11 protein-coding genes and 1 tRNA gene are annotated in these 13,066 nt (G+C 65.3%); 8 read left to right on the top strand and 4 right to left on the bottom strand.

Annotated features, from left to right (window positions below; genetic code table 11):
- The first annotated feature begins 20 nt into the window (after window positions 1-20).
- On the top strand, window positions 21-359 hold the full coding sequence (locus tag AC3A6F_RS21760; RefSeq protein ID WP_005669566.1) for a P-II family nitrogen regulator: 339 nt from the start codon (window positions 21-23) through the stop codon (window positions 357-359).
- A 32-nt stretch (window positions 360-391) separates the two neighbouring features.
- Here the strand turns inward: AC3A6F_RS21760 and AC3A6F_RS21765 are convergent, their stop codons facing one another.
- Complete coding sequence (locus AC3A6F_RS21765; RefSeq protein WP_005669569.1) at window positions 392-997, bottom strand: trimeric intracellular cation channel family protein; 606 nt, start codon at window positions 995-997, stop codon at window positions 392-394.
- A gap of 104 nt (window positions 998-1,101) precedes the next feature.
- Between AC3A6F_RS21765 and AC3A6F_RS21770 the strand changes: the two genes are divergently transcribed.
- Window positions 1,102-2,154 carry a DUF1176 domain-containing protein gene (locus tag AC3A6F_RS21770; RefSeq protein ID WP_487684844.1) on the top strand — a complete coding sequence of 351 codons (1,053 nt, stop codon included), beginning with the start codon at window positions 1,102-1,104 and terminating at the stop codon, window positions 2,152-2,154.
- Here AC3A6F_RS21770 and AC3A6F_RS21775 read toward each other — a convergent pair.
- From AC3A6F_RS21775 to trxB, 3 genes are all read right to left on the bottom strand, one after another.
- Complete coding sequence (locus AC3A6F_RS21775; protein ID WP_487684846.1) at window positions 2,123-4,309, bottom strand: ATP-binding protein; 2,187 nt, start codon at window positions 4,307-4,309, stop codon at window positions 2,123-2,125. The two genes, AC3A6F_RS21770 and AC3A6F_RS21775, sit on opposite strands and share 32 nt — an antisense overlap.
- Before the next feature lie 166 nt (window positions 4,310-4,475).
- Complete coding sequence (locus tag AC3A6F_RS21780; protein ID WP_487684849.1) at window positions 4,476-5,153, bottom strand: Smr/MutS family protein; 678 nt, start codon at window positions 5,151-5,153, stop codon at window positions 4,476-4,478.
- A 40-nt stretch (window positions 5,154-5,193) separates the two neighbouring features.
- Complete coding sequence (gene trxB, locus AC3A6F_RS21785; protein ID WP_123068839.1) at window positions 5,194-6,162, bottom strand: thioredoxin-disulfide reductase; 969 nt, start codon at window positions 6,160-6,162, stop codon at window positions 5,194-5,196.
- A gap of 217 nt (window positions 6,163-6,379) precedes the next feature.
- Between trxB and AC3A6F_RS21790 the strand changes: the two genes are divergently transcribed.
- The 6 genes from AC3A6F_RS21790 to AC3A6F_RS21815 all read left to right on the top strand — a co-directional run bounded on the left by AC3A6F_RS21790 (window position 6,380) and on the right by AC3A6F_RS21815 (window position 13,009).
- Window positions 6,380-8,836: a DNA translocase FtsK gene (locus tag AC3A6F_RS21790; RefSeq protein WP_487684853.1), complete on the top strand. Its 2,457-nt coding sequence runs from the start codon at window positions 6,380-6,382 to the stop codon at window positions 8,834-8,836.
- Window positions 8,837-8,853: 17 nt separating this feature from the next.
- Window positions 8,854-9,492 carry an outer membrane lipoprotein chaperone LolA gene (lolA, locus tag AC3A6F_RS21795; RefSeq protein WP_487684856.1) on the top strand — a complete coding sequence of 213 codons (639 nt, stop codon included), beginning with the start codon at window positions 8,854-8,856 and terminating at the stop codon, window positions 9,490-9,492.
- Between the two features lie 86 nt (window positions 9,493-9,578).
- Entirely contained in the window at window positions 9,579-10,892 is a 1,314-nt protein-coding gene (locus tag AC3A6F_RS21800) for a replication-associated recombination protein A (RefSeq protein WP_487684859.1), read from the top strand.
- Window positions 10,893-11,206: 314 nt separating this feature from the next.
- Window positions 11,207-11,386 carry a hypothetical protein gene (locus AC3A6F_RS21805; protein WP_123068843.1) on the top strand — a complete coding sequence of 60 codons (180 nt, stop codon included), beginning with the start codon at window positions 11,207-11,209 and terminating at the stop codon, window positions 11,384-11,386.
- A gap of 127 nt (window positions 11,387-11,513) precedes the next feature.
- On the top strand, window positions 11,514-12,809 hold the full coding sequence (gene serS / locus AC3A6F_RS21810) for a serine--tRNA ligase (RefSeq protein WP_487684862.1): 1,296 nt from the start codon (window positions 11,514-11,516) through the stop codon (window positions 12,807-12,809).
- Between the two features lie 110 nt (window positions 12,810-12,919).
- Window positions 12,920-13,009: transfer RNA gene (locus AC3A6F_RS21815), tRNA-Ser, on the top strand.
- Window positions 13,010-13,066: the final 57 nt, after the last annotated feature.

Genomic DNA, 13,066 nt, shown 5'->3' on the forward strand with positions numbered 1-13,066 from the left:
TACATGAAAGGACCAACACCATGAAACAGATTACCTGCGTGATCAAGCCGTTCAAGCTCGACGAAGTGCGCGAAGCGCTGGCCGAGGTGAACGTGACCGGCCTGACCGTGACCGAAGTGAAGGGCTTCGGCCGCCAGAAGGGCCACACCGAGCTGTATCGCGGCGCGGAATACGTGGTCGACTTCCTGCCGAAGGTGAAGATCGAGGTGGTGGTGGACGATCCGATGGCCGAGCAGGTGGTCGACGCTATCATCAAGGCCGCCCGCACCGGCAAGATCGGCGACGGCAAGATTTTTGTGCAGAACGTGGAGCAGGTGATTCGTATTCGTACCGGCGAGACCGGGGCGGACGCGGTGTAAGCACGCTCGGGGCGGCATTCACCGCCCCATCCTTACCGGCCCATCCGCATATCGAACTTCCACGTCAGCAGCCGCAGCCCGCTGATGAACAGGCAGCTCGACCACAGCGCGAAGTCGTGCGACACGCCGTACTTGCCCATCAACAGGAACAGCCAGTTGCCGAGGAAGGCGCAGATCGCATACGGTTTGCCGTCCCGGAACACCATCGGCACCTCGTTGCAGACGATGTCGCGCAGCACGCCGCCGAAGATCCCGGTGATCACGCCCATCATCGAGGCGATAAAGATCGGCATTTCGGCCGCCAGCGCGGCCGAGGTCCCGGCGATCGAAAACAGTCCCAGTCCCACCGCGTCGGCCACCACGATCAGGCGTTCCGACACGATCTGGCGCAGCGTGCGGATCAGGGGCGAGGCCACCAGCGCCAGCACGAAGATCGCGATCGCGTATTCCTGGTGGGTGACCCAGAACAGGGGGCGCTTGTCGAGCAGGATGTCGCGCAGGGTGCCGCCGCCGAAGGCGGTGATGAAAGCCACCGTGAAGACCCCGACCAGATCCATGCGTTTGCGCCGCGCCTCGATGAAGCCGGAAAACGCGCCGACCAGGATCGCCATGATTTCGATGAACTTGATGAGGGTCATGCAGCAGCAGGAAGCGGGAAGTGTTGTTAGACTACCATGCGCCTGCAGACTTACGTTAGGTAAATCTGCGGCGCCACCAACGACGAGAGAAAGCCCATTCACGCATGCGTATCGCCACCATCCTGTTGGCCTCCCTGGCCGCCGCCAACCCCGCCAATCCACTGTGGGCCACCGAGTTGCCCAAGCTGTCTTTCCAGCACCACGACTGGGAACTTGCCTGCGACAACACCCGTACCTGCCGCGCAGCCGGCTACCATGCCGAGGACGGCCGCAACCGGCCGCTGTCGGTCCTGCTGGAGCGCAGGGCAGGGCCGGGCCAGGCTTTCGATGTGAAGCTGCGGCTGGGCGACGCCGACGATGGCATCGACCTGCCCGCGACGCTCGCGATGCAGGTCGACGGCCGCGGGCTCGGCACGGTCGAGCTGAAAGGCGAGGAGTCGATCGGCAACCTGAGCGCTTCCCAGTCCCAGGCGCTGCTGCGTGCGGTAGCCGGCGCCGGCAAGGTGAGTTGGCATGCCGGAGGCCTCGCCTGGTCCCTGTCGGGCAAGGGCGCCTCGGCGGTCCTGCTCAAGATGGACGAGTTCCAGGGACGCCTCGGCACGCCGGGCGCCGCCATGCGCAAGGGATCAAGGCCAGAGCAGGATGTGTTGCCGCCGCTGCCGGCGCCGCTCGTCACGGCAGCCCCGGTGCCGGCTGGCGAACTGGCGCCGCTGGGCAAGCAAGAAGAACGGATCCTGCTGGCGACCCTGCGCAAGACTGCCGGCAATGAGGACTGCGGCGACCTGGAGGCGATCGCCATCGGCGAGAGCCAATTCGCCTATGCGCCGCTCACGTCAACGACGATGCTGGTCTCGGCGCGCTGCTGGCGCGGCGCCTATAACGAGGGGCACGGCTACTGGGTCGCCAACCGCAAGCCGCCGTTCGCGCCGGCACTGGTGACCCAGTCCGGCACCGACTACGACAAGGGCGTCATCGGCGCGGCGCACAAGGGCCGCGGCATCGGCGACTGCTGGGGGCACGACGAATGGGTATGGGATGGCCGGCGCTTCGTGCACACGGCATCGGGCACGACCGGCATGTGCCGCGGGATCGCCCTAGGGGGCGGCTGGAGTTTGCCGACCCTGGTCAGCCGTCGACCAGCGGCAGGCGCAAAGTAAACACCACCTGCTCGTTGTCGTAACGGTAGGCGATCTCGCCGCTGTGCTCGCGCACGATCTGCTGCGCGATGTACAGCCCCAGGCCCATGCCGGTGCGGTTGCGTGGATTGTTCAGCGATGCGCGCTTGAAAGGATTGAACAGGGTCGCCACCGTCTCCGGTGGGATCGGCGCGCCCGCGTTCGACACGGCAACCGAGGCCTCGCTGCCTTGCGTGCGCAGGCAGACCGTGACCGGCTGGCCCGGCTCGCCGTGGTGACGCGCATTGCTCAACAGGTTCGACAGCACCTGGGCCAGGCGGCCGCTGTCGGCCCGCACCGTGGCTGGGTCGTCGCACACTAGTTCCAGCGGGATCGACGGATAGGCCATGCGCGCCTCGTCCATCAGGTCGACCAGCAATGCCTTCAGGTCAACCGGCTCGAGCGCCACGCCCAAGCCCATGCCGCGGTCGATGCGGCTCATGTCCAGCACCTGGCTGATCATGCGCTGCATGCGGTTGGTGGAAGACTGGATGCGTTTGCCGATGGTCGGCTGGCCGCTGCCGCCGCCGCTGGCGTTGCCGGTGCGTTCCAGCACCATGCCGGCCATATTGATGGAATGTAGCGGGTCGCGCAGGTCGTGGCCCAGCATCGCCAGCAGCTGGGCGCGGGTGGCCTCGGTCTGCGAGCGGTGCGCGTTCACGGCCCGCACCAGTTCGGCGAGGGTCAGGCGGGCATTGGCCAGCACGCTGTGCTCCCATGGGTGGGCGCAGCCGCGCACCGTTTCGTGCCAGGCGTCGAACGAGCCGCGCGGCGTCAGGCGCGCGCCCAGCGGGCCGAGGGCTTCGATCTTGTCCGGGCGGCCGCCCCAGGCCACGGTCTCGATCTGCTCGACGCGCAGCAGGATGCACCAGCCGTGGCCGAGCGGGTCGAAGGGCAGAGCCAGCAGGCCGACCCACTTGCCAAGTTGTTCGCGCAAAGCCTCGGGCCAGTCGGCGCGCATCTCGCGCACCACCAGATCGTGCTGGTTGTCGGGCAGCGAGGCGACGATCGCGTCGGCCAGGCCGGCCGGCAGGTCGCCATGGGCGGCGATCTTGCCGTGCTGGGTCGCCACCATCGCCTGCGCGCCGCTGGCCGCCATTAGCGCCCGGGCGTGTTCGCCCAGCGCGTCGAGCGGGTCGTCGTCGAGCAGCAGCGATTCGACCAGCGCGGTGCGCACTCGCGCCGACTGCTCGGCCAGCGACGCCTCATGGCGCGCTTCGATGCTGTGAATGGTCGAGGCCATTACCTGGGCCAGTACGTCGGCCGCCATGCGGACCGCATGCGGCACCAGCTTGCGTGACATGTGATGGCAGGCGATCAGGCCCCACAAGCGGCCATTGATGACGATCGACACGCTCATCGAGGCGTACACGTGCATGTTCTTGAGGTATTCGACGTGCACCGGCGAAACGCTGCGCAGCACCGCGAAGCTCATGTCCAGCGGCGCCGCACCCGGCGCGCCATACAGCGGCACCGCCTCGTAGTCCATGTCGGCGATCATGCGCAGGGTGTTGAGCGTGTACAGGCGGCGCGCCTGGGCCGGGATATCTCCAGCAGGGTATCTTTGTCCGAGATAGGGCACCAGGTCGTCGCGACGGCTTTCGGCGACCACGTCGCCGCTGTCGTCGGCGCGGAAGCAATAGGCCATCACGCGATCGAAGCCGGTGAACTCGCGCACCTGCTGCACCGCCGAGGCGAGCAGGGCATCGATGGTCTTCTGGCGCCGCAGGCGGTCGATCGAGCCGTGGGCCTTGATGGCGAAGCGCGACACTTCCTCGCTCGACGTCTGGCGCAACTCGAATTCGGCGACGATGCGGCCGGCTTCGGCGTGCACCACGCAGTCGTAATCGATGTCACCGACACGCAGGCTGACCACCAGCGGCGCCGCATCGTCGTCGTCGCGCACGGCGATGCAGTCGGCGATGGCGTCGACTGCGTCAGCCGGCAGGCCGAGATCGGCATAGGGCAGGCCGAGCGTGGGCGCGATGCCGAGCATCGCCGGCGCATTCATGCTCCAGCCTTCGAGCTGGCCGTTCTCCTGGAAGAACAGCAGGGCGCCGTGCGGCTGGATGGAACCCGGGACGTGGATCGGTTCGTCGGCGCAGGATTGCAGGTCGACCTGCCGTCCGTGTTCCATTGGAACTGCTTGCGTCGCGTTCAATTCACACATCCCCTTTGCGGTCAATCCGGAAACGTCCGGGTACGAGACATTCTACAGTTAACAGACAAATCCCGGCGGAATTGCCAGATTGAAATGGGTGATTGTCACACGAGAACGCGCATATCGTCCACCGCGCGCAACATCAATCGTGCAGGGCGGGGCGCAGCAGGGCGATGAGGGCGCCATGACCGCCGTCGGAGCGTCCCGCGGCGCAGAAGGCGATGACTTCGTTCTTTTGCACCAGCCAGCTGTGCACGATGCTGCGCAGCACCGGCTCGCCCTTGGGCGAACCGTAGCCGATGCCGTGGATGATGCGCACGCAGCGCATCCCGCGCCGGTTGGCGCGGTGGAGAAAATCGGTGAGGGCGTCGCGCGCGCCGTCGCGGGTCAGGCCGTGCAGGTCGAGCTCGTCCTGGATCGGCCAGTGGCGCTTGCGCAGCTTTTTCACGACGTCGGGGCCGACGCCGTCGCGGGCATAGCTCATGGACGGGTCTTCGTCGAGCATGCCCTCGACGTCGAACAGGTCGGACAGTTCATCCGACATCGAGGCGCGCAGCACGTCCGCCGTTTCGTCCTCGGGACTGAGCTGCGCGCGCGCCCGGGCGGCGCTGGGCGCTACGTACACCGGGCGATGCACGTAGCGGTCCGACTCTGGCATCTTGGTGATGCCTTCCATCGAGGTGCGAAATTCCACCGCCCGCTCGCGCGCGATGCGCTCGCGCTTCTCGCCTTCGGCCTGTTCGATGGCGCGCACGCGCTCGTCTTCCTTGAGCTGGTCGCGCAAGCCTTTCAGCTGCGCGAAGTCTTTCATGCCCGCCATCGCTTGCTACCTTTTTAGTGCGTTGATTACTTTGGATCGCTTATTTAGGATCGTCTTCCAGCGCTTCCAGGTAGCGCTGGGCGTCGAGCGCGGCCATGCAGCCGGTGCCCGAGCTGGTGATCGCCTGGCGATAGATGTGGTCCTGCACGTCGCCGGCGGCGAACACGCCCGGCACGCTGGTGGCGGTCGCCATGCCTTCCAGGCCCGACTTGGTCACCAGGTAGCCGCCGCTATGCATTTCGAGCTGGCCTTCGAAGATGCCGGTGTTCGGCTTGTGGCCGATTGCCACGAACAGGCCGTGCACGGTCAGTTCCTTGGTTTCGTCGCTGTTGGCCGATTTCAGGCGCAGCGAGGTCACGCCGCTCTGGTCGCCCAGGACTTCGTCCAGGGTCTGGTTCAGTTCAAGCACGATCTTGCCTTCGCTGACTTTGTGCATCAGGCGGTCGACCAGGATCGGCTCGGCGCGGAACTTGTCGCGGCGGTGGATCAGGGTGACTTTCGAGGCGATGCCGGCCAGGTACAGGGCTTCCTCGACCGCGGTATTGCCGCCGCCGATGACCGCGACTTCCTGGTTGCGGTAGAAGAAGCCGTCGCAGGTGGCGCAGGCCGACACGCCGCGGCCCATGAAGGCCTGTTCCGACGGCAGGCCCAGGTACTGGGCCGAGGCGCCGGTGGCGATGATCAGGGCGTCGCAAGTGAAGGTGTGGCTGTCGCCCACCAGGCGAATCGGTTTTTCGTTCAGGTAGGTCGTGTGGATATGGTCGAACACGATCTCGGTGTTGAAGCGCTCGGCATGCTGCAGCAGGCGCTGCATCAGTTCCGGACCCTGCACGCCCAGCGGATCGCCCGGCCAGTTCTCGACGTCGGTGGTGGTCATCAGCTGGCCGCCCTGCTCGACGCCGGTCACCAGCATCGGCTTCAGGTTGGCGCGGGCGGCGTACACCGCGGCGCTGTAGCCGGCTGGCCCGGAACCGAGGATGAGGACTTTGGCGTGTTTGGTAGTAGTCATGGCGGCGCTCTTTGCTTCACGTGGTTGTTATGTGGACACACGGCAATTGGGGGCGGCCTGACAGGAATCAAGGGCCACCGAAGCCAGCCAGAGGGGTGTCCAGAGAGCGCCGATTATAGTCGATGATGCAGATGTGCATGAATCGAGGGGGCAACGCGACCGTATATCGCTTAGAATGAGCGGATCGTCGATAGTACTTACTTCCGCAGTACCTGTAATGAGCAAGAATAGCCAAGCCAGCACCTCCGGATACACCCGCACCCAGGCCAGCGCCGCCGCCCGTCGTCCGCTGCCGGGCCGCCTCGCGCGCCTGCTGTCCGAGGCGCGCTGGATCGCCGGCGCCGTCGCCTTCCTGTATTTCGTCCTGATCCTGCTCAGTTACAGCAAGCTCGATCCGGGCTGGTCGCACGCCAATGTGGTGCCGCGCATCGCCAACCTGGGCGGGCGCGCCGGCGCCTGGCTGTCCGACCTGCTGCTGTTCATTTTCGGTTTCTCGGCCTGGTGGTGGGGCGTGATCTTCCTGCGCCAGGTCTGGCGCGGCTGGCGCCGGCTCACCGACAAGCTCGGCACCAAGGTGGAGGAACCGCACCACGGCGAGATGTACGTGCGCTGGATCGGTTTCGCCCTGATGTTCGCCGGCAGCGTCGGCCTGGAATACCTGCGCATGTGGTCGTGGGACGTCGAGCTGCCGCGCGCGCCGGGTGGGGTGCTGGGCCAGCTGATCGGCCATGCGAGCCACGTCACGTTCGGCTCGACCGGCGCGACCCTGCTGCTGCTGCTGCTGTTCTTCCTGGGCTTTTCGCTGTTCTTCCAGGTGTCGTGGCTGGCCGTGGCCGAGCGTATCGGCGCCGTGGTCGACGGCAGCTTCGACTGGTTCCGCTTGCGCATGGAAGACATCGAGGACCGCCGCCATGGCGAGGCCGCCGCCGTCAAGCGCGACGAAGTGGTGGTCCACGAGCGCGCCAAGTTCACCGAGAAGCATGCGGACAAGCCGATCCCGGTGGTGAAGGCCGAGCCGTCGCTCGAGTTGGCGCAGCCGGCGCCAAAAGCCGCCCCATCGTCGGCGTCCTTGCCGTCGGCCCAGGCGGTGGCGCCCACGATCAAGATCGAGCCGCAGATGGTCAGCGTGCCAAAGTCAGAGCGCGCCGAGAAGGAGCGCCAGTCGCCGCTGTTCCAGGACTTGAACGGCGATTCCGGCCTGCCGCCGCTGGGCCTGCTGGACGATGCGCCGGCCGCCCAGGAAACGGTATCCATCGAGACGCTGGAATTCACCAGCCGCCTGATCGAGAAGAAGCTGTCCGACTTCGGCGTCGAAGCCAAGGTCGTGGCCGCCTATCCGGGCCCGGTCGTCACCCGCTACGAGATCGAGCCGGCCACCGGCGTCAAGGGCAGCCAGATCGTCAACCTGGCGCGCGACCTGGCGCGTTCGCTGTCGCTGACCTCGATCCGCGTGGTCGAGACCATCCCCGGCAAGAACTATATGGCGCTGGAGCTGCCGAATCCGAAGCGGCAGATCGTGCGCCTGACCGAGATCGTCGGTTCCAAGGTGTATGGCGACAGCCCGTCCAGCCTGACCGTGGCGCTGGGCAAGGACATCGCCGGCAAGCCAGTGGTGGCCGACCTGGCCAAGATGCCGCACCTGCTGGTGGCGGGTACCACCGGCTCGGGTAAATCGGTCGGCATCAACGCCACCATCCTGTCGCTGCTGTACAAATCCGATCCGGCCGACGTGCGCCTGATCCTGATCGACCCGAAGATGCTGGAGATGTCGGTCTACGAAGGCATTCCGCACCTGCTGGCGCCGGTCGTGACCGATATGCGCCAGGCCGGCCATGCGCTGAACTGGGCGGTCAACGAGATGGAGCGCCGCTACAAGCTCATGAGTAAGCTGGGCGTGCGTAACCTGGCCGGCTACAACGCCAAGATCCTTGACGCCGCCAAGCGCGAGGAACACATCCCGAACCCGTTCTCGATCACGCCGGACGCGCCCGAGCCGCTGGAAAAACTGCCGACCATCGTCATCATCATCGACGAGCTGGCCGACCTGATGATGGTCGTCGGCAAGAAGGTGGAAGAACTGATCGCGCGTATCGCCCAGAAGGCGCGCGCGGCCGGGATCCACCTGATTCTTGCGACCCAGCGTCCGTCGGTCGACGTGATCACCGGCCTGATCAAGGCCAACATCCCGACCCGTATTGCGTTCCAGGTCTCGTCCAAGATCGACTCGCGCACGATTCTCGACCAGATGGGCGCCGAGACCCTGCTGGGCATGGGTGACATGCTGTACATGCCGCCCGGCACCGGCCTGCCGGTGCGGGTCCACGGCGCTTTCGTGTCGGACGAGGAAGTGCATCGAGTTGTAAAACATCTGCAAGAGCAGGGCGCGCCCAATTATATTGAGGGCATCCTCGAAGGCGGCACGCTGGAAGAAGGTGGCGCCGACGGTGCGGTGGCGGGCGAGGGCGGCGGCGAATCCGACGCCATGTACGACCAGGCGGTGCAGGTCGTGCTCAAGAACCGCAAGGCCTCGATCTCGCTGGTGCAGCGTCATCTGCGCATCGGCTACAACCGGGCCGCCCGCCTGATCGAGCAAATGGAGCAGAACGGCATGGTGTCGCCGATGCAGTCGAACGGCAACCGCGACATCCTGGTGCCGACTGCAAGCGCCGAATAACAATAAAGGAACCCTGGATGCAAGCAATGACCAAATTCACTGTCGCCGCTCTAGTGGCCGCGAGCGCCTTCGCTTTCCCGGGCATGGCGAGCGCCGCCGCCCTCGACCAGTTCAAATCCTTCGTCGCCTCGACCCAGTCGGCCAAGGGCGAATTTACCCAACAGCAACTGGGTAAATCGAAAAGCGGGAAGGCCACGCCTGCATCGAGCGGCAGCTTCGTGTTCGCCCGTCCCGGCAAGTTCATCTGGACCTACCAGAAGCCCTATGAACAGGTGCTGCAGGCCGACGGCGAAACCCTGTACATCTACGACAAGGACCTGAACCAGGTCACTACCCGCAAGCTGGGTAATGCGCTGGGCAGCTCGCCGGCCGCGATCCTGTTCGGCAGCAACAAGCTGGAAGAAAACTTCACGCTGAGCGAAGCCGGTGCGCGGGACGGCATGGAGTGGCTGAACGCCACGCCGAAGGCCAAGGACACCTCGTTCGAGCAGATCAGCATCGGCCTGAAGGATGGCGTGCCGATGGCGATGGAATTGAAGGACACCTTCGGCCAGACCTCGCGCCTGAGCTTCACCAACTTCCAGCGCAACCCGCAACTGGGTGCGCAGCAGTTCAAGTTCACGGCGCCGCAGGGCGCCGACGTCGTGAGCCAGTAAGCCACCAACGGGGCGCGCGCGCCGCGCGGCCCCGTCGTGCATCGGCTACACTACGTCCATGCACAACCATTCGCCTTTCCGCATTCATGTCCACGGATGACCTGTTCAAGACCGCGCCGGCCGCGCCGCTGGCCGAAGCCCTGCGTCCGCGCACCATCGACGAGGTGGTCGGCCAGAGCCACCTGCTGGGGCCCGGCAAGCCGCTGAACCTGGTCTTCAAATCCGGCAAGCCGCATTCGATGATCCTTTGGGGGCCGCCGGGCGTCGGCAAGACCACGCTGGCGCGCCTGACTGCGTACGCCTTCGACTGCGAGTTCATCGCGCTGTCGGCGGTGTTGTCGGGCGTTAAGGACATCCGCGCGTCGATCGAGCAGGCCGAGCAGTACCTGGCGCGGGGCAAGCACACGATCCTGTTCATCGACGAGATCCACCGCTTCAATAAATCGCAGCAGGACGCCTTGCTGCCGTTCGTCGAAAGCGGCCTGGTGACCCTGATCGGCGCCACCACCGAGAACCCGTCGTTCGAAGTCAATTCGGCGTTGCTGTCGCGCTCGCAGGTGTATGTGCTGAAGGCCTTGACCGATGTCGAGATGCGCCAGCTCCTGGCGCGCGCCCGCAAGGAAGCGCTGCAGCACCTGGAATTCGACGAACTGGCGATCGACACCCTGGTCGGCTACGCCGACGGCGATGCACGCCGCTTCCTGAACCTGCTCGAGCAGACCAGCACCTCGGCCAATACCGCCGCCACCAATCGCATCACTGCCGAGTTCGTCGAGAACGCACTGACGCTCAATGCGCGCCGCTTCGACAAGGGCGGCGACAATTTCTACGACCAGATCTCGGCCCTGCACAAGTCGGTGCGCGGCTCGCACCCCGATGCCGCCCTGTACTGGCTGTGCCGTATGCTCGACGGCGGCGCCGACGCCAAGTACCTGTCCCGCCGCATCGTGCGCATGGCCTGGGAAGACATCGGCATCGCCGATCCGCGCGCAATCCAGCTGGCCAACGACGCCGCCGCGACCTATGAGCGGCTCGGCTCGCCCGAAGGCGAGCTGGCGCTGGGCCAGGCCGTGATCTATCTGGCGATCGCCTCCAAGAGCAATGCCGGCTACAACGCCTTCAATGCGGCGATGGCCTTCGTGCGCAAGGACAAGTCGCGCGAGGTGCCGGTGCACCTGCGCAATGCGCCGACCAAGCTCATGAAAGAGCTGGGCTACGGCCACGAATACCGCTATGCGCACGACGAGCCGAACGCGTATGCGGCCGGCGAGACCTATCTGCCGGATGGGATGCCAGAGCCCGGCTGGTATCAGCCGGTACCGCGCGGGATCGAATCCAAGATCGCCGAGAAGCTGGCGTGGCTGCGCAGCCTCGACGACGAGGCGCGCAACGGTTCGTAGGGTCGGCGGCTATGCCGCCGACGCGTGGATTGTTATCGGCTCCGCTCTCGCGCCGGATGATTTCGCTGCCAACCATCACCGCGTCGGCGGCACAGCCGCCAACCCTACGCACGGCGCCGGCGAGCCCGGCGCCTGTCCTTCTTCCTTCAACGGCGCGCAATGCGCCGGCATCTCGCGCTTGATCCCGCATTGATGCATTCTGCGCCGCGTTTCATGCGCTTCGTCGCAAGTCGATGGCGATCCACGGGGCTGGTGGCTAAAGTACCACCATCGCAAAGCAATTCGCGAATCACCCAACCCCTGAAGGAGCCATCATGAACATCCGTAAAAACTTCGAAGCCCTGTTCCTCGCCGTCGCCGCCCTGGGCCTGGTCGCCAGTTTCGCTACCGCCAACGAGCGTCCGATCGAGATCGCCGCATCGACCGTCCCGGCCATCGACATGGCCAGCATCCAGACCGTGATCGTCAGCGCACCGCGCCTGGCAGTCCGCTAAAACCGGCGCAAGCCGGTTTTAGGGGCAGCAGGGCGAGGCCCCGGCAGCATGGTTGCCGAATCTCGCAAATAATGTCGGTCGGCTTGGTACAATTGTGTTTTCGATATACAGCCCAGTCCAACCAGACATGATTGACATCCAACTTCTCCGCAAAGACATCGACAACGTCGCCGCCCGCCTGGCGACCCGCAAGTACCAGCTCGATGTGGCCAGTTTCAACGCGCTGGAGGCCGAACGCAAGGCGAACCAGACGCGCACCGAAGAACTGCAAGGCAAGCGCAATTCGCTGTCGAAGCAGATCGGCATGCTCAAGGGCAAAGGCGAAGACACGACCGCCGTGATGGCTGAAGTCGCCGGACTGGGCGACGAGCTCAAGGCTAATGAAGTGGCGCTGGCCGACGTCCAGGCCAAGCTGACGAACTTCATCGCCGCACTGCCCAACCTGCCGCACGAGAGCACGCCCGAAGGCAAGGACGAAAGCGCCAACGTCGAAGTGCGCAAGGTCGGTACGCCAGCCGCGTTCGACTTCGAGGTGCGCGATCACGTCGACATCGGCGAGCGCCTGGGCCTGGATTTCGAGACCGCGACCAAGATCACGGGCTCGCGCTTCTCGATGATGAAGGGCGGCATGGCGCGCCTGCACCGCGCACTGGCGCAGTTCATGCTCGACACCCACACCGGCCAGCACGGCTATACCGAGTGCTACACCCCGTACCTGGTCAACGCCGATTCGCTGCGCGGCACCGGCCAGCTGCCGAAGTTCGAGGCCGACCTGTTCTCGGTCAAGAAGGGCGGCGCCGAAGGCGAGGGCGAGAGCTTCTACCTGATCCCGACCTCGGAAGTCTCGCTGACCAATGTGGTGCGCGACGAGATCGTGGCGCTGGACGAACTGCCGATCAAGATGACCGCGCATACCCCGTGCTTCCGTTCCGAAGCCGGCAGCTATGGCCGCGACACCCGCGGCATGATCCGCCAGCACCAGTTCGACAAGGTCGAGCTGGTCCAGGTGGTGCATCCGGAGCAGTCGTATGCGGCGCTCGAAGAGATGGTCGGCCAGGCCGAATTCATCCTGACCTCGCTCGGCCTGCCATACCGCGTGATGCAGCTGTGCACCGGCGACATGGGCTTTTCCGCCGCCAAGACCTACGACCTCGAGGTGTGGCTGCCGGCGCAGAACACCTACCGCGAGATCTCGTCGCTGTCGAACTGCGAAGCCTTCCAGGCGCGGCGCATGCAGGCGCGCTTTCGCAATGTGGCCGGCAAGCCGGAGCTGGTGCATACCCTGAACGGCTCGGGCCTGGCCGTGGGCCGCACCCTGGTGGCGGTGCTGGAGAACTACCAGCAGGCCGACGGCAGCGTGATCGTGCCGGAAGTGCTGCGTCCGTATATGGGCGGGCTGGAGCGTCTGGCGCCGGCTGCCTGAGTGGTGGTGTAGGGAAATCGTGCTTCCACGCACATTTCCCCCTTCCATTTTTCTCGAATGCGTCTATAATGGCGGTCTCTTGCAGCTCACTGCAGGGATCGACCAAAGCCGGAGAGGTGGCAGAGTGGTCGAATGTACCTGACTCGAAATCAGGCGTACGGGTGACCGTACCGTGGGTTCGAATCCCACCCTCTCCGCCAAGTATCATGAAAGAAGCCACCGCAAGGTGGCTTTTTTCATTCCGGAACGTCACAGAA

The organism is Massilia sp. Soil_C_3 (genome assembly GCF_057657035.1).

Excerpts from the sequence above, each read along its gene's own strand:
- AC3A6F_RS21760 (WP_005669566.1), top strand. The coding sequence starts at position 21 with ATGAAACAGATTACCTGCGTGATCAAGCCGTTCAAGCTCGACGAAGTG.
- AC3A6F_RS21765 (WP_005669569.1), bottom strand. The coding sequence starts at position 997 with ATGACCCTCATCAAGTTCATCGAAATCATGGCGATCCTGGTCGGCGCG.
- AC3A6F_RS21770 (WP_487684844.1), top strand. The coding sequence starts at position 1,102 with ATGCGTATCGCCACCATCCTGTTGGCCTCCCTGGCCGCCGCCAACCCC.
- AC3A6F_RS21775 (WP_487684846.1), bottom strand. The coding sequence starts at position 4,309 with ATGGAACACGGACGGCAGGTCGACCTGCAATCCTGCGCCGACGAACCG.
- AC3A6F_RS21780 (WP_487684849.1), bottom strand. The coding sequence starts at position 5,153 with ATGGCGGGCATGAAAGACTTCGCGCAGCTGAAAGGCTTGCGCGACCAG.
- trxB (WP_123068839.1), bottom strand. The coding sequence starts at position 6,162 with ATGACTACTACCAAACACGCCAAAGTCCTCATCCTCGGTTCCGGGCCA.
- AC3A6F_RS21790 (WP_487684853.1), top strand. The coding sequence starts at position 6,380 with ATGAGCAAGAATAGCCAAGCCAGCACCTCCGGATACACCCGCACCCAG.
- lolA (WP_487684856.1), top strand. The coding sequence starts at position 8,854 with ATGCAAGCAATGACCAAATTCACTGTCGCCGCTCTAGTGGCCGCGAGC.
- AC3A6F_RS21800 (WP_487684859.1), top strand. The coding sequence starts at position 9,579 with ATGTCCACGGATGACCTGTTCAAGACCGCGCCGGCCGCGCCGCTGGCC.
- AC3A6F_RS21805 (WP_123068843.1), top strand. The coding sequence starts at position 11,207 with ATGAACATCCGTAAAAACTTCGAAGCCCTGTTCCTCGCCGTCGCCGCC.
- serS (WP_487684862.1), top strand. The coding sequence starts at position 11,514 with ATGATTGACATCCAACTTCTCCGCAAAGACATCGACAACGTCGCCGCC.